The organism is Brevibacterium sp. LS14, from assembly GCF_012027885.1.
GTDB lineage: Bacteria > Actinomycetota > Actinomycetes > Actinomycetales > Brevibacteriaceae > Brevibacterium > Brevibacterium casei.
Genome location: NZ_SJXG01000060.1, coordinates 69989 through 88535, shown reverse-complemented (window position 1 = coordinate 88535; position 18547 = coordinate 69989). Strand labels below are relative to the sequence as shown.

Annotated in this window: 16 protein-coding genes; 1 reads left to right on the top strand and 15 read right to left on the bottom strand. The window is 69.7% G+C overall.

The features are described 5' to 3' along the window. Window positions 1–76: 76 nt before the first annotated feature. The 15 genes from sepF to mraZ form a co-directional block, all read right to left on the bottom strand. Window positions 77–577, bottom strand: coding sequence for a cell division protein SepF (gene sepF, locus EZE58_RS14900; RefSeq protein WP_063250181.1), 501 nt, complete (start codon window positions 575–577; stop codon window positions 77–79). 128 nt (window positions 578–705) lie between these two features. Further along, window positions 706–1437: a peptidoglycan editing factor PgeF gene (gene pgeF / locus EZE58_RS14895; RefSeq protein ID WP_131247801.1), complete on the bottom strand. Its 732-nt coding sequence runs from the start codon at window positions 1435–1437 to the stop codon at window positions 706–708. 11 nt (window positions 1438–1448) lie between these two features. Next, window positions 1449–2621 (bottom strand): cell division protein FtsZ, encoded by a 1173-nt coding sequence (ftsZ, locus tag EZE58_RS14890; RefSeq protein WP_063250870.1) that lies wholly within the window; start codon window positions 2619–2621, stop codon window positions 1449–1451. A gap of 181 nt (window positions 2622–2802) precedes the next feature. Further along, window positions 2803–3549, bottom strand: a complete 747-nt coding sequence (locus tag EZE58_RS14885) for a cell division protein FtsQ (RefSeq protein ID WP_167560839.1) — start codon at window positions 3547–3549, stop codon at window positions 2803–2805. A gap of 5 nt (window positions 3550–3554) precedes the next feature. Beyond that, complete coding sequence (gene murC / locus EZE58_RS14880; RefSeq protein WP_063250872.1) at window positions 3555–4955, bottom strand: UDP-N-acetylmuramate--L-alanine ligase; 1401 nt, start codon at window positions 4953–4955, stop codon at window positions 3555–3557. A gap of 2 nt (window positions 4956–4957) precedes the next feature. After that, window positions 4958–6058 carry a UDP-N-acetylglucosamine--N-acetylmuramyl-(pentapeptide) pyrophosphoryl-undecaprenol N-acetylglucosamine transferase gene (locus tag EZE58_RS14875; RefSeq protein WP_167560837.1) on the bottom strand — a complete coding sequence of 367 codons (1101 nt, stop codon included), beginning with the start codon at window positions 6056–6058 and terminating at the stop codon, window positions 4958–4960. Window position 6059: 1 nt separating this feature from the next. Then, the gene (gene ftsW, locus EZE58_RS14870) at window positions 6060–7514 is read right to left on the bottom strand and encodes a putative lipid II flippase FtsW (RefSeq protein WP_063250874.1); all 1455 of its coding nucleotides are present in this window, start codon (window positions 7512–7514) and stop codon (window positions 6060–6062) included. A gap of 1 nt (window position 7515) precedes the next feature. After that, window positions 7516–9063 carry a UDP-N-acetylmuramoyl-L-alanine--D-glutamate ligase gene (gene murD, locus EZE58_RS14865; RefSeq protein ID WP_095376571.1) on the bottom strand — a complete coding sequence of 516 codons (1548 nt, stop codon included), beginning with the start codon at window positions 9061–9063 and terminating at the stop codon, window positions 7516–7518. Then, complete coding sequence (gene mraY, locus EZE58_RS14860; RefSeq protein WP_009379937.1) at window positions 9053–10144, bottom strand: phospho-N-acetylmuramoyl-pentapeptide-transferase; 1092 nt, start codon at window positions 10142–10144, stop codon at window positions 9053–9055. Before mraY ends, murD begins: the two co-directional genes overlap by 11 nt. Beyond that, a complete protein-coding gene (gene murF / locus EZE58_RS14855; RefSeq protein WP_063250875.1) occupies window positions 10141–11607 on the bottom strand; it encodes a UDP-N-acetylmuramoyl-tripeptide--D-alanyl-D-alanine ligase in 1467 nt (488 codons plus the stop codon). The genes mraY and murF overlap by 4 nt, the downstream gene beginning before the upstream one ends. A 1-nt stretch (window position 11608) precedes the next feature. Then, window positions 11609–13147, bottom strand: coding sequence for a UDP-N-acetylmuramoyl-L-alanyl-D-glutamate--2,6-diaminopimelate ligase (locus tag EZE58_RS14850; protein WP_306460277.1), 1539 nt, complete (start codon window positions 13145–13147; stop codon window positions 11609–11611). Beyond that, a complete protein-coding gene (locus tag EZE58_RS14845) occupies window positions 13147–14910 on the bottom strand; it encodes a penicillin-binding protein 2 (protein ID WP_063250877.1) in 1764 nt (587 codons plus the stop codon). The genes EZE58_RS14850 and EZE58_RS14845 overlap by 1 nt, the downstream gene beginning before the upstream one ends. Before the next feature lie 82 nt (window positions 14911–14992). Continuing rightward, window positions 14993–15538, bottom strand: a complete 546-nt coding sequence (locus EZE58_RS14840) for a hypothetical protein (protein WP_101623679.1) — start codon at window positions 15536–15538, stop codon at window positions 14993–14995. Beyond that, window positions 15535–16497 (bottom strand): 16S rRNA (cytosine(1402)-N(4))-methyltransferase RsmH, encoded by a 963-nt coding sequence (rsmH, locus tag EZE58_RS14835; RefSeq protein WP_063250878.1) that lies wholly within the window; start codon window positions 16495–16497, stop codon window positions 15535–15537. Before rsmH ends, EZE58_RS14840 begins: the two co-directional genes overlap by 4 nt. 171 nt (window positions 16498–16668) lie before the next feature. Next, the gene (mraZ, locus tag EZE58_RS14830; protein WP_040342214.1) at window positions 16669–17100 is read right to left on the bottom strand and encodes a division/cell wall cluster transcriptional repressor MraZ; all 432 of its coding nucleotides are present in this window, start codon (window positions 17098–17100) and stop codon (window positions 16669–16671) included. Between the two features lie 455 nt (window positions 17101–17555). On the opposite strand from mraZ, the gene EZE58_RS14825 reads away from it, so the two are divergent. Further along, window positions 17556–18545 (top strand): AAA family ATPase, encoded by a 990-nt coding sequence (locus tag EZE58_RS14825; protein ID WP_063250842.1) that lies wholly within the window; start codon window positions 17556–17558, stop codon window positions 18543–18545. Window positions 18546–18547 lie beyond the last annotated feature (2 nt).

Below are 18547 nucleotides of genomic sequence, written 5' to 3'. Positions count from 1 at the left end.
TCCTCGTGCCTTTCGTCGGTGCGGATCTGTCGTCGACCAGACTATACGGTCGACCTGAGGATCTGCTCAGACCGGCTCAGCTCTGGTTGAAGAAGCTCGCCTGCGTGTCCGCGTCGGATTCGCTCTCTCCGCTGACCTCGATGTTCTCCGGGGTGAGGAGGAACACCTTGTTCGTCACCCTCTCGATCGAGCCGTGGAGGCCGAAGATGAGGCCGGCGGAGAAGTCGACGAGGCGCTTCGAGTTGTTCTCGTCCATCTCCGAGAGGTTCATGATCACCGGGGTGCCGTCGCGGAAGGCCGCGCCGATGACCATGGCGTCGTTGTAGCTGCGGGGATGGATGGTCTTGATGCGATTCATGGAGGTTCCTGGCGCCGGAGTGTCAACGGGACGAATCGGTGTCGGGTGGATCGGCGTCACCTGCGCGGGCGGACGCTCGTCGACCGGGGCGGGCTCCTTCGCACGCTCGGGCTCGTCGTAGCTCTCGACGACCTCGCGGTTCCGTCGCTCGGGAGTCTGGGTCTCGTCGTCCTCTTCGACGAATCCCAGGTACTCGAGAGTCTTCTTGATTGCTGACATACCTAACGCTCCTCTGGCCTGCGGCACTTCGACATCTGCGGCCAAACTATCGCACTCTCCGCTTCCGCAGGCGGTGCCGTCGCGGTGTGTCGTGCGGAAAAATCCTCACATCCCTCGAGGCGACGGGGTCACTGCAGCCAAACGACGCCGGCGAAGCGGCCCGTCCGCCGGCTGCGACGGTACGAGTAGAGGTCCTCGGACTCGCGCGAGCACGTGCGGGAGAAGTGGTCGATGACCGCACCCTCGCGGCGCAGCTGCTCGGCCACGGCCCCGGCGACGTCGAGGGCGGGGGTGCCGGAGACCGAGACCGAGGCGGCGACGGGTTCGACCGCGGCGACCTCGTCGCGCAGGGACGCCGGGACCTCGTAGCAGCGCGGACACACGGAGGGGCCGATCACGGCATGGATCTCACGAGCCCCGAGGTCGCGCATGGCCGCCAGGGTCTCGGGGACGATGCCTGCGGCCATTCCCGGCCGCCCGGCGTGGACGGCACCGATGACTCCCGCCTCGGTGTCGGCGAGGAGGATCGGCGTGCAGTCGGCGACCATGATCACCAGGCCGACCCCGGCAAGCGCACTCACCTGGGCGTCGGCTTCGGCGCCGGCACGGACGTCGGCGGTGTCGGTGACGTGGTGGACGGCCGTGCCGTGGACCTGGGAGACGAAGCTGAGACGCTCCGCACTCAGCCCGAGGACCTGGGCGAGGGCGGAGCGGTTGGCGGCGACGAGCTCCTCATCGTCGCCGACGTGGCGGGCGAGGTTGAACGAGGAGAAGTCGCCGCTCGAGTACCCGCCGTGCCGGTCGGTGAACGCGACGTGCGCGGTCGACCGACCGGGGACGACGAATCTCGAGTGCAGCATGGTGCCGGATGCTACTTGAGGAAGTCGGGGATGTCGAGATCGTTGTCGAGGCTCGACGTGCTCCGCTCATTGGGCAGCGAGGTCGGGATCTGGTGCTCCTCACGGCGCGGCTCCGGTTCGGAGGTCTCGGGCTCGGAGCTCTCATAGGTCTCGGCCTCCGATTCGACGACGGCGGGACCCGACGATGCGCCGACGCCAGCCGGCACGGCCTCGACGACGTTCGACTCCTGTCCGGCGACGGTGCTGTCGAATCCGGCGGCGATGACGGTGACCCGGCATTCGTCACCGATGTTGTCGTCGATGACGGCGCCGAAGATGATGTTCGCCTCTGGGTGGGCGGCCTCCTGGACGAGGCGGGCGGCTTCGTTGACCTCGAAGAGGCCGAGGTCGGCCCCGCCCTGGATGCAGAAGAGCACTCCGTGGGCGCCGTCGATGCTCGCTTCGAGCAGCGGGGAGGCGATCGCGGACTCCGCGGCCTGGACGGCGCGGTCGTCGCCGGTGGCCGCGCCGATGCCCATGAGCGCGGTGCCTGCGTCCTGCATGACGGACTTGACGTCGGCGAAGTCGAGGTTGATCAGGCCCGGCACGGAGATGAGGTCCGTGATGCCCTGGACGCCGGAGCGCAGCACCTCATCGGCCGAGCGGAACGCCTCGACGACGGAGACGCTGCGATCGGAGATCGAGAGCAGGCGGTCGTTGGGGATGACGATGAGGGTGTCGACCTCTTCGCGCAGCGCGGCGATGCCGGCTTCGGCCTGCGCCGAACGGCGGCGGCCCTCGAACGTGAAGGGGCGGGTGACGACTCCGATCGTCAGGGCGCCGAGCGACCGGGCGACGCGGGCGACGACGGGTGCCGCACCGGTGCCGGTGCCGCCGCCCTCGCCGGCGGTGACGAAGACCATGTCCGCGCCTTCGAGGGCGTCGCGGATGGCGTCCTCGCTCGACTCGGCGGCCTTGCGGCCGATCTCCGGGTCGGCGCCGGCGCCGAGGCCGCGCGTCTGGTCGCGGCCGATCTCGAGCTTGACGTCGGCGTCGGAGAGCACGAGCGCCTGCGCGTCGGTGTTGATGGCGATGAACTCCACGCCCCGCAGGCCGACGTCGATCATCCTCTGCACAGCGTTGACACCACCGCCGCCGGTACCGGCAACCTTGATATCCGCTCCGGATTGTGGGAATTCAGCCAAGTCGGTTCCTCGTCTCACGTGCATCGTCCACGCTGTCTCAAGCGTGCATTGTTCGAAGTCTCTGCCCTGAGGCTATTGGCCTGGGCGATACCACTGCAACCATTCTCCCCGGAGTGTCGGACATCGGCCAGTCTCAGCCTCGGTGTGTCGGAGCCAATCGCGGCACGTCGTCCGGGTCGGGTCAGCCTGTGACGGGCACCGAGGGCACGGACACGTCGATCTCCGTGCGGGCGTCCGCGGCGAGCTGGAGTGCCGTCTGCATCTTCTGGCTCGCGTTCTCCGCGTCGCCGAAGACCACGGAGGCCGTCGTCTCCCCCGTCACGATCGTGCCGGCCAGTCCCTCGCTGCCCTTCGCCTCGACCGTGCTCAGCTGCGACCGCAGCTCGGGGCTGAGCGAGGACATGAAGCGGATGACCGCGGCGATCGTCTCCTCGTTCGGCGAGGCCGACTCGAGGACCGTGAGCCCCTGCGGCGCCTTGTCGACGGTGCCGAGGTCGACCGCCTCGGCGTCGTAGAGGGTGAAGCCGCTGCCGGCGGCGATCGCGATGACCGGGGTGCGGTCGGTGATGGCGATCGAGATCGAGCGCGGGCCCGAGTAGCGGACGTCGGCCGCCTCGGCGCGGGGGAACCGCTCGAGGACCTCGGCTTCGATCCGGGACATCCGCAGCTGCGGCAGCGGGGTGCCGCCGTGCTCCGCCTCGACGAAGTCGGCGACCTTGCCGCCGGCCACGAGCCGGGATCCGTCGACGGAGACCGACCCGAGGGCGAGCAGCGGGGAGAACCAGGCGACGGCCGCGAGCGCGAGGACGGCAGCGATGCTGCCGAGGACGGTCAGCCGCTTGGCCCAGATCTCGCGGCGGCGGGCCCGGATGATCCCGGTGAGGTCCGCCGTCGACTCGTCGCCGACGCGTGGGGGCTGCAGGGGCACCAGTCTCACTTCTCCAGGGCGGCGAGGATCTCCGGACCGAGGATCGTCACGTCGCCGGCGCCGATGGTGAGGACGAGGTCGCCGGGGCGCACGCGCTCGGCGACGTACGGCACGGCATCGCCGAACGAGGAGAGGAACGTCACGTGGGAGTGCGGTACGCGTTCGGCGATGAGGTTGCCGGTGACCCCGGGAACGGGATCCTCGCGGGCCGGGAAGACGTCGAGGACGACGACCTCGTCGGCGAGTCCGAGGGCCTGACCGAACTCCGCCTTGAACTCCGCCGTCCGCGAGTAGAGGTGCGGCTGGAAGATCGCCCACACGCGGCCTTCGTCGGCGACGACGCCGCGGGCGGCGGAGAGGACCGCGCGGACCTCGGTGGGGTGGTGGGCGTAGTCGTCGATGACGCGCACGCCTGCGGCGAGACCGCGTTCCTCGAAGCGCCGCCGCGTCCCCCCGTACCCGGCGAGACCGGCAGCCGCCCGTTCGACGTCGGCGCCGAGGCTGTGGGCGACCGCGATCGCAGCCGTGGCGTTGCGGGCGTTGTGGGCTCCGGGCTGGCGCAGCGCCACCGGCAGCGGTGCGCTGCGTCCGGGCACGAGGAGGGAGAACTCCGAGCCGAGGCCGGAGACGAGGTCGAGGATCCGGATGTCGGCGTCCTCGGCGGTGCCGTAGAGGAGGACTGTCGTCCCGGTCTCGCGCGCATGCTCGGCGACGTCCCGGGAGCCGGGGTCGTCGGCGCAGGCGATGACCGTGCCGCCGCGCCGGCCGATCCCGTCGCAGAAGTCGATGAAGGCCTGCCGGACGTTCTCCGCGGTCCCGTAGTGGTCGAGGTGGTCGGCTTCGACGTTGGTGAGGATGCCGATCGCGGGCTCGTAGAGGAGGAAGGAGCCGTCGGACTCGTCCGCCTCGGCGACGAAGACGTCCCCGGTGCCGAGGTGGGCGTTCGTTCCCGTCGTCGAGAGCACCCCGCCGATGACGAACGAGGGGTCGAGTCCGCAGGCCTGGAGCGCGACCGTCGTCATCGACGTCGTCGTCGTCTTCCCGTGGGTGCCTGCCACGGCGACGGCCCTCGAGTCGGCCATGAGCGAGGCGAGTGCCCCGGAGCGGTGGAGGATCCGCAGCCCCTTCGCGCGCGCGGCGACGAGTTCCGGGTTGTCCTCGCGGATCGCCGAGGAGACGACGAGGGTGTCGGCCTCGCCGAGGTGGTCGGCGGAGTGGCCGATCTCCACGCGGGCGCCGAGCGCCCGGAGGATGTCGACGACGGCGGACTCCTTCGCGTCCGATCCCGACACGCTCACCCCGTTCATCGCCATGATCCGGGCGATCCCGGACATGCCCGAGCCCCCGATGCCGATGAAGTGGACGGCTCCGAGTTCGGTGACGGGGACGATCTCAGCTGTGCTCATGGTCAACCTCTCAGAGCGGAAGTGGTGATCTGGGCCATCGTGGCCGCCGCATCGGTCGGGTAGTCGAGCGCGCGGGCGGCCCTGCTCATCCCCCGCAGGCGGTCGGGGTCGGCGAGCAGGGGCAGGACGACGTCGGTGACGGTCGCCTCGGTGAACGCCTGGTTGTCGATGATCTGCGATGCCCCGGCCTCGGCGCTGCCGGCGGCGTTGAGACGCTGCTCGCCGTTGCCGATCGGCAGAGGGACGTAGATCGCGGGCACCCCGGCGACGGTGGTCTCGGCGACGGTGGCGGCCCCGGACCTCGCGACGAGGAGGTCGGCGGCCGCGTAGACCCGGTCCATCCCGTCGACGTAGTCGACGACATGGTAGTCGGGAAGCTCGGCGGTCGTCTGCCGCAGGGCCTCGCCCTTGCCGGCACCAGTGAGGTGGAGGACCTGGACGCCCGCGGCCTGGCACGCGGCGGCGGCGCCTTCGAAGGCCTCGTTGATCCGCTGCGCGCCGGAGGATCCGCCGGTGACGACGAGGACGGGCCGGGAATCGGTGAGCCCGAGGGCGGCCCGGGCGGCCGCGCGCACGGACGGGTCGTCACGGTCGAGGTCGGTGATCGCGGCGGGCATCGGCATCCCGACGAGCTCAGCACCGCGCAGCTTCGTCCCCGGGAAGGTCACTCCGACCCGTCCGGGACGGGTGAGGGCCGCACCGAGGCGGTTGGCCATGCCCGGCTTCGCATTCGCCTCGTGGATGACGATGGGGATCCTCGCCTGCTTCGCGGCGAGGTAGGCGGGCGGGCAGACGTATCCCCCGACGCCGACGACGGCCGCGACGTCCCGGTCGGCGATGATCGCCCGGACCGCTGCGATGTTGTCGGAGAAGCGCTTCGGGAACCTCAGCAGCCCGGCCGAGAGCGACCGCGGCATGGGGACCTTCTCGATCGTCAGCAGCTCGAAGCCGGCCGCCGGCACGACCCTGGTCTCGAGGCCGTCGTCGGTTCCGAGCGCGAAGACGTCGGCCTCGGGCAGGGACTCCCGCAGCTGCCGTCCGATCGCCAGCATCGGCGAGATGTGCCCGGTGGTGCCGCCACCGGCCAGGAGAATGCTCGTCACGTCATTTCCTCACTTTCTTCGCGAGTACGCCGAAGGAGGACCGCACACGGTCCTTGTGGGCACGGATCGCCTCGGCGGCTCCCTCTTCGGTGCGGGCGAAGGAGAGGAGGACGCCGACGGCGAGCAGGGAGGCGATGATCGACGATCCACCGTAGGAGACGAAGGGCAGCGGGAGGCCGATGACGGGCAGGAGGCCGGCGACGACGCCGATGTTGATGGCCGCCTGGCCGATGAGCCATGCGAAGAGGCCCGCGGTGGTGATCGTGACGAACAGGCTCGTCGAGCGCACCATCACCCGGATGAGTCCGAAGGCGAGCATCGCGAAGACGAGGATGACGGCGAGCGTTCCGGCCAGACCGAGCTCCTCGCCGATGATGGCGAAGATGAAGTCGTTGTGCGCCTCCGGCAGCCACGACCACTTCTCGCGACTCGCTCCGAGCCCGACGCCGAACCATCCTCCCGAGGCCAGGGAGAAGAGTCCGTGGTTGGACTGCCAGGCCTGACCGGTGACGTCGATCGCCGACTGGTCGGAGTGACCGGTGATCACCGTGGTCAGCCGGTTGAGACGGTTCTCGCTGCTGAAGACGAAGAAGGCAGTGACCGCGCCGAGTCCGAGGGCGAGCAGGGCGAAGTACTTCCCGGGGAAGGCGCCGATGAAGAGGCAGGCCAGGGCCATCGCCATGAGGACGAGCGCGGTGCCCAGGTCGTTGCCCGCGACGACGAGGCCGACGGCGGCGCCGATGCCGGGCACGACGGGGATCATCGCATGGCTGAAGGTCGTCATCTTCCCGAACTTGTTCGCGAGCACGCAGCCGAGCCACACCGCGAGGGCGATCTTGAGGAACTCCGAGGGCTGGAGCTGGAAGCCGCCGATCTGGATCCAGTTCGCATTGCCCTTCGTCGCCTTGCCGAGCCCGGGGACGAAGACGGCGGCCTGCATGAGAACACCGAGGCCCATCGCCCACCACGCCAGGCGCTTCCACATGGTCAGTGGGACGAAAGAGGCGGCGATGAGGAGCGCGAAGCCGACGCCGGCGAAGCCCGCCTGCTTGTTGAAGTAGGCGAACGAGGAGCCCTCTCCCCCGTCGTACGAGGTGATCGAGGACGCCGAGAGCACCATGACGAGGCCGAGGCAGGTGAGGGCGACGACGGAGATGAGGATGATGTAGTAGGTCGTGAGCGGGTGGGCCGACACCCGGGAGTACTCGGCGCCGATCGCCCGCAGCAGTCCGCGACCGGGGAAGGGCCTGCGAGTCCGGCCAGCCGTCGCTGTCGCCGAAGCGGTCCTCGCCGAGGCGGTCGCCGGCTTCGTGCGCTTCGGTTTCGCGGACTTCGCCGGCTTCGGCTTCGCCTTCGCTGTTCCTGCCGCCTTCGCGGGCGCTGCCGCCTTCGCGGGCGCTGCCGCGGAGCTCGTCGGTCGGCGTGCTCCCGGTTTCGCGGTGCTCTGCCGTCCCATGTCAGGCCTCCGTGCGGGCGTGGACGGCGCGGGCGAAGAGGTCGCCCCGGGTGGTGTAGTCGAGGAACTGGTCCATGCTCGCGGCGGCCGGGGCGAGGAGCACGGTGTCCCCGGCCGAGGCGATGTCGACTGCCGCGGCGACCGCGGCGTCCATGACCGCAGCTCCCCGCTCACGGGGGGCGACGGTGGGATCGTTCGGGTCGTCGGCGAGATTCGGGTCGATGCGCACGATCTCGAGGTCGGGGACCGCCGCGATCGCCGCCTGGCGCAGCGCGGTGTCGTCGGCGCCGATGAGGACGAGGGACTTGAGCCGCTGGCCGTGCCGGGAGAGCAGATCGGTGAAGTCGGCGCCCTTCGGCAGGCCGCCGGCGATCCAGACGATCGACTCGAGGCTGGACAGCGAGGCGTCGGCGGCGTGGGTGTTCGTCGCCTTCGAGTCGTCGACCCAGCTCACCCCGTCGGCCTCCGCGACGGTGACCATCCGGTGGGCGCCCGGGGCGTGATCGCGCAGCCCCTGCGCGATCGCCTGACCGGGCACGTCGATGCTGCGGGCAAGGGCCGCTGCGGCCAGGGCGTTGGCGATCTGGTGATCGGCGGGTCGTCTGCCCGGGGTGCCGGCGGCCTGCGCGACGTCGCTGAGCGAGGCGAGTTCGGCCGCGGCGGTGTAGCGCTGCGGGATGAAGGCCCGGTCGACGAGGAGCTCGTCGACGACGCCGAGCTCACCGGCGCGGGGGATCTCCGTGGTGAAGCCGATCGCCCGGGCCCCGGCGACGACGTCGGCGTCCTCGACCATGCGCAGGGTCGCCTCGTCGGCGACGTTGTAGACGCACGCGGTGGACACGTCGTGGTAGATCTTCGCCTTGTCGGCGGCGTACGCCTCGGCGCTGCCGTGCCAGTCGATGTGGTCGGGGGCGAGGTTGAGGACGACGGCGGAGGTCGCCGACATCGAGAACTCCCAGTGGAGCTGGAAGCTCGAGAGTTCGATCGCGAGCACCTCGAGTCCGGGTTCGAGGACGGCTTCGAGCAGCGGCGTGCCGATGTTGCCGCAGGCCCGGGCGCGCAGCCCGGCGGCGAGCAGCATCGATTCGAGCATCGTCGTCGTGGTCGTCTTGCCGTTCGTGCCGGTGATCGCGAGCCATTTCGCGTCGTTGGTCCCGCGGATGCGCCAGGCGAGCTCGACCTCACCGATGACGGGGATCCCTGCGGCGATCGCCGCGGCGAGCACGGGCTGCTCGGGCTTCCAGCCCGGTGAGGTGACGACGAGGTCGAACCGTCCCTCGGGCAGGTCCGCCACTGCCGCCGGTCCGCGTCGGATGTCGACGTCGAAGACCTCGAGGATCTCGGTCTTCTCGCTGAGGTCGCGGGTCGTGTCGCCGTCGATGACGACGACCTCGGCACCGCGTTCGCCGAGGTGGACGGCGGCGGGAAAGCCGGTGACGCCGAGTCCGGTGACGAGGATCCGCAGTCCGGCCAGGGACGAACTCGGTCCGGACAGGGCCGCGGGGACCCGGTCGGCGAGCGGATAGTTCAGGTCGGGGTCAGTGGCCAACGCGGGCGACCCATTCGGCGTAGAAGAGGCAGATGCCGGCGATGACGAAGAGTGCGGCGATGATCCAGAAGCGGACGACGATCGTCACCTCGGCCCAGCCCTTGAGTTCGAAGTGGTGCTGCAGCGGGGCCATCCGGAAGACGCGCTTGCCTGTCGTCTTGAACGAGGCGACCTGGATGATCACCGAGAGCGTGATGATGACGAAGAGTCCGCCGATGACGAGGAGGAGCAGCTCGGTGCGCGACATGATCGCCAGACCCGCGATCGCGCCGCCGATCGCCAGCGATCCGGTGTCGCCCATGAAGATCTTCGCCGGTGAGGTGTTCCACCACAGGAAGCCGAAGCACGCGGCGGCCATGGCGCCGGCGACCATGGCGAGGTCGCGGGGGTCGCGCATGTAGTAGCACGCGTTCGTCGCCTCGGACATGAGGTTGCAGTTCTGCGTCGACTGCCACGTGCCGATGACGACGTAGGCGGCGAAGACGACCGCCGAGGCGCCCGCGGCGAGACCGTCGAGTCCGTCGGTGAGGTTGACGGCGTTCGAGACGGCCGTGACGATGAGGTTCGCCCAGATGACGAAGAGGATGAGGCCGAGGACGCCGCCGGCGAAGGCGAGGTCGAGGTTGGTGTCGCGGATGAAGGAGATCTTCGTCGACGCCGGGGTCTCTTCGAAGGCGTTGGGGAACTGGAGGGCGAGGACGGCGAAGGAGATGCCGACGAAGGCCTGCCCGAGCAGCTTCGGCACCGGCCGCAGACCGAGCGAGCGCTGCTTCTTGATCTTGATGAAGTCGTCGAGGAAGCCGACGACGCCGAGGCCCGCGGCGAGCCAGAGGACGAGGAGTCCCGAGGCGGTGGGCACCGAGCCGGTGAGGAGGTGGCCGAGCAGGTAGGCGATGATCGCGGCGCCGATGATGACGACGCCGCCCATCGTCGGGGTGCCGCGCTTCGTCGCATGCGTGGTCGGACCGTCATCGCGGACGAACTGCCCGTAGCCGCGCTTGACGAGGACCCGGATGAACAGCGGGGTGCCGACGAGCGCGAGGAAGAGGCTGACACAGGCTGCGAGCAGAACCGCGATCATTGGGCCCCCGAGACGCCGGCGATGTCGTCCCCGAGGTACCGCAGACCGGCGTCGCGGGAGGACTTGAACAGGACGATGTCACCAGGGGCGAGTTCGGCGCCGAGCAGGTCCTTGGCCTCGGCGACGGTGGCGACCCAGGTCGCCTCGTTGCCCCACGAGCCTTCGAGGTTGGCGGCGTTGAAGATCGGCTTCGCCCCCTCGCCGACGACGATGGTGCGGGTGATGTTGAGCCGGACGACGAGTTCGCCGATGTCGGAGTGCGCGGACACGCTCTCGTCGCCGAGTTCGAGCATCTCGCCGAGCACGGCGAAGGTCCGGCGGGGGCGGCTGTCCTCGTCGCCGCGGCCCATCGCCGCGAGCGTCTTGAGCGAGGCGCGCATCGACTCCGGGTTGGCGTTGTAGGCGTCGTTGAGCACGGTCACGCCCGAGGGCGAGTCGATGAGCTCCATCCGCCAGCGGCTCGCCGCCGAGGAGGTCGCGAGCGTGGTGACGATCGACTTCACCCCGACTCCGCAGGCGAAGGCCACGGCGGCCGCGGCCAGGGCGTTGCCGACGTGGTGCTCGCCGACGAGCGCGAGACGCACCTCCTGCGGCTCCTCGCCGGGCAGATGGAGGGCGAACGAGGGGTGGCCGGAGGAGTCGGTGGAGATCCCGGTCGCGCGGACGATGCGGTCGTCGGCACCGACCCATTCGGGCAGGGATTCCCGCTGGGAGAACCACAGCGTCTCGACGTCTGCGGCGAGCACCTCGCGCATCGCCGCGACGCGGGAGTCGTCGGCGTTGAGCACCGCCGTCGAGCCCGCGACGAGCGATTCGACGAGTTCGGCCTTCGCCCGGGCCGTGTTGTCGATCGAACCGAACACGCCCGAGTGGGCGGTGCCCACGGCGAGTTCGACGGCGATGTCGGGCCGGATGAGGCTCGTGAGGTAGGCGAGGTTGCCGATCGAGCGAGCGCCCATCTCGAGGACGAGGAACTGCGTCTCCTCGTCGGCGCGCAACGCGGTGAGCGGGACGCCGACCTCGTTGTTGTACGAGTTCGGGGGCCACACCGTCGGGCCGGCACCGGCGAGGAGATCGGCGGTGAGGTCCTTGACGGTGGTCTTGCCGACCGAGCCGGTGATGGCGATGACGCGCAGCTCCCCGGTCTCACGCAGCGCTTCGACGCTGCGGCGGGCGAGCTGCCCGAGCGCCTCGGTGGCGTCGGCGACGAGGACCGTCGGCAGCGGGCTGTCGTCGACGGTGGGGACGGATTCGCCGATGACGAGCGCGGCACCGGCCTCCACGGCGGCGGCGGCGAACTCGATGCCGTCGAAGTTCTCTCCGCGGCGGGCGACGTAGATGTCACCGGGGCCGACTTCGCGGGAGTCGGTGACGACTCCGGCGCTCAACAGGGATTCGGGGTCGATGCCGTACAACTCGCCGTTGACGGCGGTTGCGATCTCGGCTGCACTCAGTCGCTTCATATCAACTGTGAACTTTACCTGTTTCGGGGCGCCCGAGTCGCGCGGTCAGCGCTGAGCGTGTCCTCGAGCGGTCGTCGAATTCGGTGACGACGCCGCCCGCCGACTGGCCCGTCTCATGGCCCTTGCCCGCGATGAGCACTGTGGTCGCGGGGCTCGCGGAGGCGATCGCCTTGTCGATGGCCTCGCCGCGATCGCCGATTTCGATGACCTTCTTCACACGCGCGCCTCCCGCAGCGATCTCGGCATCGATTCCCGCCCTGACGGCGGCCCGGATGGCCGCGGGGTCCTCGCTGCGCGGGTTGTCGTCGGTGAGAACGATCACATCGGCCCCGCGTGCCGCGGCCGCACCCATTCCGTGGCGCTTGCCGGGGTCGCGATCGCCGCCGGCGCCGACGACGATGACGAGCTCGTCGCTGTCGGCGTCGAGCGAGGCGAGGGCCTTCGCGATCGCATCGGGCGTGTGGGAGTAGTCGACGATCGCCCGCGGAAGCTCGTGCGCTGCGTCCTCGGCGATGCCGATGACCTCCATGCGTCCGGGGACGGCGGCGGTGAACGTCCGCCCGATCGCGCTCAGCTCGGTCGCCGGGATCCCGGATTCGACGAGCATCGCGGCCGCGAGTGCGGTGTTCGTGACGTTGAAGTCCCCCGGCAGCGGTGAGCGCAGCGGAATGGTCTCTCCCTCGCCGAGGCGGAGGCTGAAGTCGGATTCGCCGGGTGTGTGGTCGATCCGCAGCCGGCTGCGGTCGTCGCGGCCGAGGGTGGTCACGGGGATCTGCGCGGCCGCGGCCATCCGCTCGCCCCATTCGTCCTCGATGACGATGACGGCCCGGTCGGCGAAGGCGCGGGTGAAGAGCGCGGCCTTGGCCGCGAAGTACTCGTCCATCGAATGGTGGAAGTCGAGGTGGTCCTGGGAGAGGTTCGTGAACCCGGCGACGGCGAAGTGGGCGCCGTCGACGCGGTGCTGGCTCAGCGCGTGCGAGGAGACCTCCATCGCGCACGTGTCGACGTCGGCGGCGCGCATCTTCGCGAACAGGGCGTGGAGCTCAGGTGCCTCGGGAGTGGTGCGCACGGCCGGCACGGCGGTGCCGTCGATGAGGGTCGCCACGGTGCCGATGACGCCGGTGCGCCGTCCGAGGGCCTCGAGCATGCCCGCGAGCAGGTAGGTCGTCGTCGTCTTCCCGTTGGTCCCGGTGACGCCGAGGAGCTCGGGGCGGACGTCGGTGCCGTAGACGGCGGCGGAGACGAAGCCGAGCACGGCCCGGGGGTCGTCGACGACGAGGCCGGTGACCGCGGCGAGGGCGTCCGGGTCGACCGCCTCGGCGATGAGCCGCCAGCCGACCGGATCGGTGAGGATCGCGCTCACGCCTGCGGCGATGAGGTCGGGGGCGAAGCGGGCGCCGTGGACGTTCGACCCCGGCAGGGCGGCGTAGAGCTGCCCCGGGGCGACCGTGCGCGAGTCGTGGGAGACGCCCGAGACCTCACGGTCGGGGTCTCCGTGGATCGTGCCGGGGGCCGCGGGGAGCAGCTGGGAGATGCGCATCATTTCCATTCTCGAGCAGGCAGGTTCGGGTCCGTCGACGACGGGGGGATCTTGTAGTGCCGCATCACGAAGCCGGCGACATCGGAGAACACGGGCGCGGCGGCGGTACCACCGTAGTAGCCCTTCCGCGGGCGCTGCAACGTCACGGAGATCGCGAACTGGGGGTCCTCGGCGGGGATGACTCCGACGAAGGACGCGGTGTAGCCGTCGTAGCCGCCGCCTTCGGCGGACGGGGCCTGCGCGGTGCCCGTCTTGCCGGCGACGCGGTAGCCGGAGACCTGCGCGGACTGTCCGGTGCCCTCGGCGACGACGCCCTCGAGCATCGCCAGCGTCTGGTCGGCGGCCTTCTCACTGACCACCCGTCTCGGTTCGTCGGCGGGGAGAGGGATCGTCCTGCCCGATGGAGAGATCGTGCCGTCGACGAGGCGGGAGGGCACGTCGACTCCTCCGTTGGCGATCGTCGCGATGACATCGGTGGTCTGGATCGCGTTCGCCGCCATGCCCTGTCCGAACATCACCGTGTACTTCGTCCGCCCGTCCCAGTCCTGATAGGGGTGGAGGATGCCGCCGGTCTCGGCAGGGAAGCCGATGCCCGATGCCGATCCGAAGCCGAAGCGCTTCATGTACTCATACCGCTGCGCCTCGGTGAGCGCCTGACCGGCGAGGATCGTTCCGGTGTTCGAGGATTCGGCGAGGATGCCGGCGAACGTGAGCTTCTGGTCGGGGTGGGGTGAGGAATCGCGGAACTCCTCGCCGTTGGGTGCCTTCCACGTGTCGGGGACCGTGAACTCCTGGTCCGGGGTGACGAGGCCCTGGTCGAGCAGCGCTGCGGCGGTGACCATCTTCGCCGTCGACCCGGGCTCGAAGACGTCGGTGAAGATGCGCGACCCGCGGTCGGCGCCGTCGACCTTGCCCGGATTGTTCGGGTCGACGCTCGGGGCATCGGCGGCGGTGAGGATCTTGCCGGTCTTGATCTCCTTGATGACGACCGATCCCGACTCGGCCTTGTGCTTCTTCACCTGTTCGGCGATCGCCTGCTGCGCGTAGTACTGGACGGACGGGTTGATCGTCGTGCGGATGCCGTCGCCGTCCTTGGCCGCGCGGATGTTGTTGTCGCCGAGGGGGATGATGTCCCCGCGCGCGCCGCGTTCGTACTGCTGCTGCCCGTCACGGCCCGAGAGCTGCTCGTCGTAGGCGAGTTCGAGGCCGGCCTGGGCCGGGCCGTCGGAGCTGAGGAAGCCGACGAGGTTGCCGGCGACCCCGCCGGAGGGATAGGAGCGGACCGCGTACTCCTCGGCGGAGATGCCGAGGATGTCAAGGGCCTCGATCTCCCGCCAGGTCTCCGAGGTCAGGCCCTTGGCCACCGGGTTCCACCGCTTGTCGCCGACGAGTTCGGGGTAGAGCAGGCCCGGGTCGGTGTTGAGCGGTCCGGCGAGCGCCTCGGCGGCCCCCCACGCTCCGAGCAGCTTGCCGTCCCGTTTGTACTGGGCGACGTTCTTCTGGTCGACGACGAGCTGATAGCGGGAGACGCTGTCGGCGAGCACCGTGCCGTCGGCGGCGACGATCTGTCCCCGGTCGGCGGGCAGGGTGCGGGTGACGAGGCGGTTGGCCAGTGCCTTCTCCGCGAGCTTCATCGAGTCCATGCCCTGGATGGAGACGAGGCGGACGCCGGTGACGACGAGGACGATCACGGAGAGGATCGCGACGACGGCGATCCGACGGCGCAGGTTGGGTGCCTTCGCCTTGCGCGCTCGTGGGGCCATGCCTCGTCCTTACCTCGTGGCTCGTCTCTGTCTCCGGGCGCCGGCCCGGCTGCGGGGCTCCCCCGCCCCGAGCGGGCGAGGATCAGTTCGGGGACTTCTGTGCGGGGGGTGCGATGTCCTTGCCCGGGCTTCCGCCGACGACGGGAAGCTTCTCATCCGATCGTAGATTGGGTCGGAGGTCCTCCCTGGTATCGGCGCGCGGGCCGGGGACGACTGTCGGCTTCTTCTCACCGGACTCGTCGATCGGCGGGGCGTCGATGACCTTGCCCGTCTTCGCGTCGAGGAACTCCGGGGAGGTGTCGCGGACGAGGCCGAGCTCCTCGGCGGCCTTGGCGATGTTCTGCGGGGACTCGCGGTAGGAGTTGTCCTCGACGAGGCGGTCCTTCTCCTCGGCGAGTTTCTCCTTCTCCGCTCCCAGCCGCTCGATCTCATACGAGGTGTTCGAGATGAAGATGTTGAGGAGGAGGACGGCGACGAGGGTGGCGACGAGGATCCCGATGCAGAGCAGCGAGAACGGCAGCTTCGACTTCGGCAGCTCGAACTTGAGCAGGCGCAGCCGCGGAGACGATGCGGGGGTCTCCTGCCTGCGGCGCTGAGGTGCTCCGGCGACGGCGTGTGCGTGGCTCACTGCTGGTCCTCCCTGATCTTGACAACGGCGCGCAGCCTCACGCTCTTCGCGCGAGGGTTGGTCTCGGCTTCCTCGTCGTCGGCGACTTCGGCTCCGCGCACGATCTCGCGCAGCCACGGCTGCAGGTGCTCGGGCACAACGGGCAGGTCCGGCGGCGCCTGGCTGACGGTGCCGGCTCGGAAGATCCGCTTGACGATCGTGTCCTCGAGCGACTGATAGGACTCGATGACGGCCACTCCCCCGACGTGGAGCGCTTCCAGCGCGGCCGGCAGGGCAGTGCGGAGCACGCCGAGTTCGTCATTGACCTCGATCCGCAGCGCCTGGAACGTCCGCTTCGCCGGGTGGGAGCGCTTCTTGCCCTCGGGCAGGACGCGGGCGAGCATCGCCGCGAGCTGATCGGAGGTCTCCCACGGGGTCGTCTCACGGTCGGTGACGATGATCTTCGCGATCTTCCCGGCCATCTTCTCCTCGCCGTACTCGCGCAGGATGCGCCGCAGTTCGGCTTCGGGATAGGTCGCGAGCACCTCGGCGGCGGTCCTCCCCCGGCTCTGGTCCATGCGCATGTCCAGCGGGGCGGGACGGGAGTAGGAGAAGCCGCGGTCGTCCTCGTCGAGCTGGAGGGAGGAGACGCCGAGGTCGAGGAGGATGCCGCTGATCGCCTCGATGCCGAGGTCGGCGAGGACGCGCGGCAGTTCGTCGTCGACGGCGTGGACGATGTCGGTGCGCTCGGCGAAGGGGGCCAGCCGCTTCGTCGCGATGGCGATGGCCTCGAGGTCGCGGTCGATGCCGACGAGGTGGACGTCGGGGAAGGCCCGGAGCACCGCCTCGGCGTGGCCGCCCATGCCCAGGGTGCCGTCGACGATGACGGGGGTGCGCCCCTGGTCGCGGGCGGCGGCGACGCCGACGCCGAGGAGCTCGACCACGCGCTCGAGGAGCACTGGCACATGCTGTGCGTTCATGGTGGAGTCCTTCGTGCGTGGTCGTCTCTGGTCTCGGTGCCCTGCTGGAGTCGGAACCTTGTCCGCCGCGGCCCTGGCACCGGGGAAGTGTGTCAGGACGGGTGAGCTTCGGAACCGGGGAAGTGCCCCGAATCTCAGCACACGGCGGGCAAGGATCGAACCCGAGCAGGATCAGATCACTCCGGGGATCACCTCGTTCTCGCGTTCGGCGAAGGCCTGCTGCGCTCCCACGAGGTACTCCTCCCACGTCGGTGCGTCCCAGATCTCGACTCGGTTGCCCATGCCGATCACTGCGACCTCCCGATCGAGCGATGCGTACTGCCGCAGTATGTGCGGGACGGTGATGCGCCCCTGCTTGTCCGGCTGATCCGCAAAGGCCGCCGACAGGAACACGCGCTGGTAGTCGCGTGCCTCCTTGTTCGTCTTCGGCGCGTTCTGGATCCGCTCGTGCTCGGCCTCGAACTCCGTGGTGGGGAACAGGGTGAGGCAGTTCTCCTGGCCACGGGTGAGAACGAGTCCTGGCGAGAGCTCGTCACGGAACTTTGCGGGCAGGATGAGGCGACCCTTGTCGTCGAGCTTCTGCATATGAGTGCCCAAGAACATGTCGTCTCACCCCTTTCGAAACCAATCGGCTCCGATAGCAACCACCCTACTCCACTTCCCTCCACATCATCCAGCACATTCCCCCCACTTCCTCTCCAGAGCCAATGAAATCCCAGGTCAGACCGGTGGAGGAAAGTGGAGAAAATTTCCCATCGGCGCGTTCGACGGTGCTCGTCTCCCGGTGGGATGGGCCGCCTCGGCGGGGGTGTCAGGGTCCGTGATCCCCGGATTTCCGGGGTTGACCGCCGAGGTGGAGGGCAGTGGGGAGGAAAGTGGGGCGGTCGGTGGAGCGAAGTGGGGCGGGCGGTAGAGGAAGGTGGGGAGGGAAGTGGAGACCCGCCGGGAGGCGTGTGGGCAGGGCCGGGGAGCGGAGTGGGGCGAGGTCGACGGCGACCGCAGAGTTCCTGAGAGGCGCCCGAATGGATGCCGGGGGCGGGATAGGGAAGAATGGACGCATGTCGACCAGCCAGGAAGCCACGCAGACCAACTCCGTCATCGGCACCGAGCACATCGAATGGGTTCAGCAGCTGACGTCCCGCGCCCGCACGGCGATGAACTCCGTGCTCGAGGGCAAGGACGAAGCCGTCGGCCTCTCCCTCATCGCCCTCCTCGCCGGCGGCCATGTCCTCCTCGAGGACGTGCCCGGCGTCGGCAAGACGCTCCTGGCCCGTGCGATGGGCAAGGTCGTCGACGGTTCGGTCCGCCGCATCCAGTTCACGCCCGACCTTCTGCCCACCGACGTCGTCGGGGTCAACCTGTTCAATCAGGAGACCCGCCACTTCGAGTTCCGGCGCGGCCCGGTCTTCGCGAACATCGTCATCGCCGACGAGATCAACCGCGCCTCCCCCAAGACCCAGTCGGCGATGCTCGAGTGCATGGCCGAGGGTCAGGCGACGATCGACGGGGAGACGCACAGGATGCCGTCGCCGTTCATCGTCGTCGCCACGCAGAACCCCATCGACATGGAGGGCACCTACGCCCTGCCCGAGGCCCAGCGCGACCGCTTCATGACCCGACTCTCGCTCGGCTACCCGGCGACGGCCGACGAGGTCGATCTGCTCGACAATCAGATCGAGCACGACCCGCTCGCCGCGGCACAGGCGGTCACGAGCCTCGAACAGGTCGGACAGGCCCGCGACATCGTCCGTCACGTCGGTGCCAGCCGCGAGCTGCGCGAGTACATCGTCGCGATCCTCCAGGCCAGCCGCAACGACCAGGCGATCCTGCTCGGCTCATCGCCCCGCGGCGGCGTCCACCTGCTCCGTGCGGCGAAGGCGCGCGCAGCACTGTCGGGCCGCACCTTCGTCACCCCCGACGACATCCAGGCACTCGCGCCGTACATCCTCGCCCACCGCATCATCCCCCGCGACGGCGACGACTCCGAGCTCGCGGCCGAGCTCATCGGCCGTGTCCTCCAGCGGGTCCCCGTCTCTGCGAATCAGTGACG

Excerpts from the sequence above, each read along its gene's own strand:
- rsmH (WP_063250878.1), bottom strand. The coding sequence starts at position 16,497 with ATGAACGCACAGCATGTGCCAGTGCTCCTCGAGCGCGTGGTCGAGCTC.
- murC (WP_063250872.1), bottom strand. The coding sequence starts at position 4,955 with ATGAGCACAGCTGAGATCGTCCCCGTCACCGAACTCGGAGCCGTCCAC.
- ftsW (WP_063250874.1), bottom strand. The coding sequence starts at position 7,514 with ATGGGACGGCAGAGCACCGCGAAACCGGGAGCACGCCGACCGACGAGC.
- murF (WP_063250875.1), bottom strand. The coding sequence starts at position 11,607 with ATGAAGCGACTGAGTGCAGCCGAGATCGCAACCGCCGTCAACGGCGAG.
- EZE58_RS14850 (WP_306460277.1), bottom strand. The coding sequence starts at position 13,147 with ATGCGCATCTCCCAGCTGCTCCCCGCGGCCCCCGGCACGATCCACGGA.
- mraZ (WP_040342214.1), bottom strand. The coding sequence starts at position 17,100 with ATGTTCTTGGGCACTCATATGCAGAAGCTCGACGACAAGGGTCGCCTC.
- pgeF (WP_131247801.1), bottom strand. The coding sequence starts at position 1,437 with ATGCTGCACTCGAGATTCGTCGTCCCCGGTCGGTCGACCGCGCACGTC.
- mraY (WP_009379937.1), bottom strand. The coding sequence starts at position 10,144 with ATGATCGCGGTTCTGCTCGCAGCCTGTGTCAGCCTCTTCCTCGCGCTC.
- EZE58_RS14825 (WP_063250842.1), top strand. The coding sequence starts at position 17,556 with ATGTCGACCAGCCAGGAAGCCACGCAGACCAACTCCGTCATCGGCACC.
- sepF (WP_063250181.1), bottom strand. The coding sequence starts at position 577 with ATGTCAGCAATCAAGAAGACTCTCGAGTACCTGGGATTCGTCGAAGAG.
- EZE58_RS14845 (WP_063250877.1), bottom strand. The coding sequence starts at position 14,910 with ATGGCCCCACGAGCGCGCAAGGCGAAGGCACCCAACCTGCGCCGTCGG.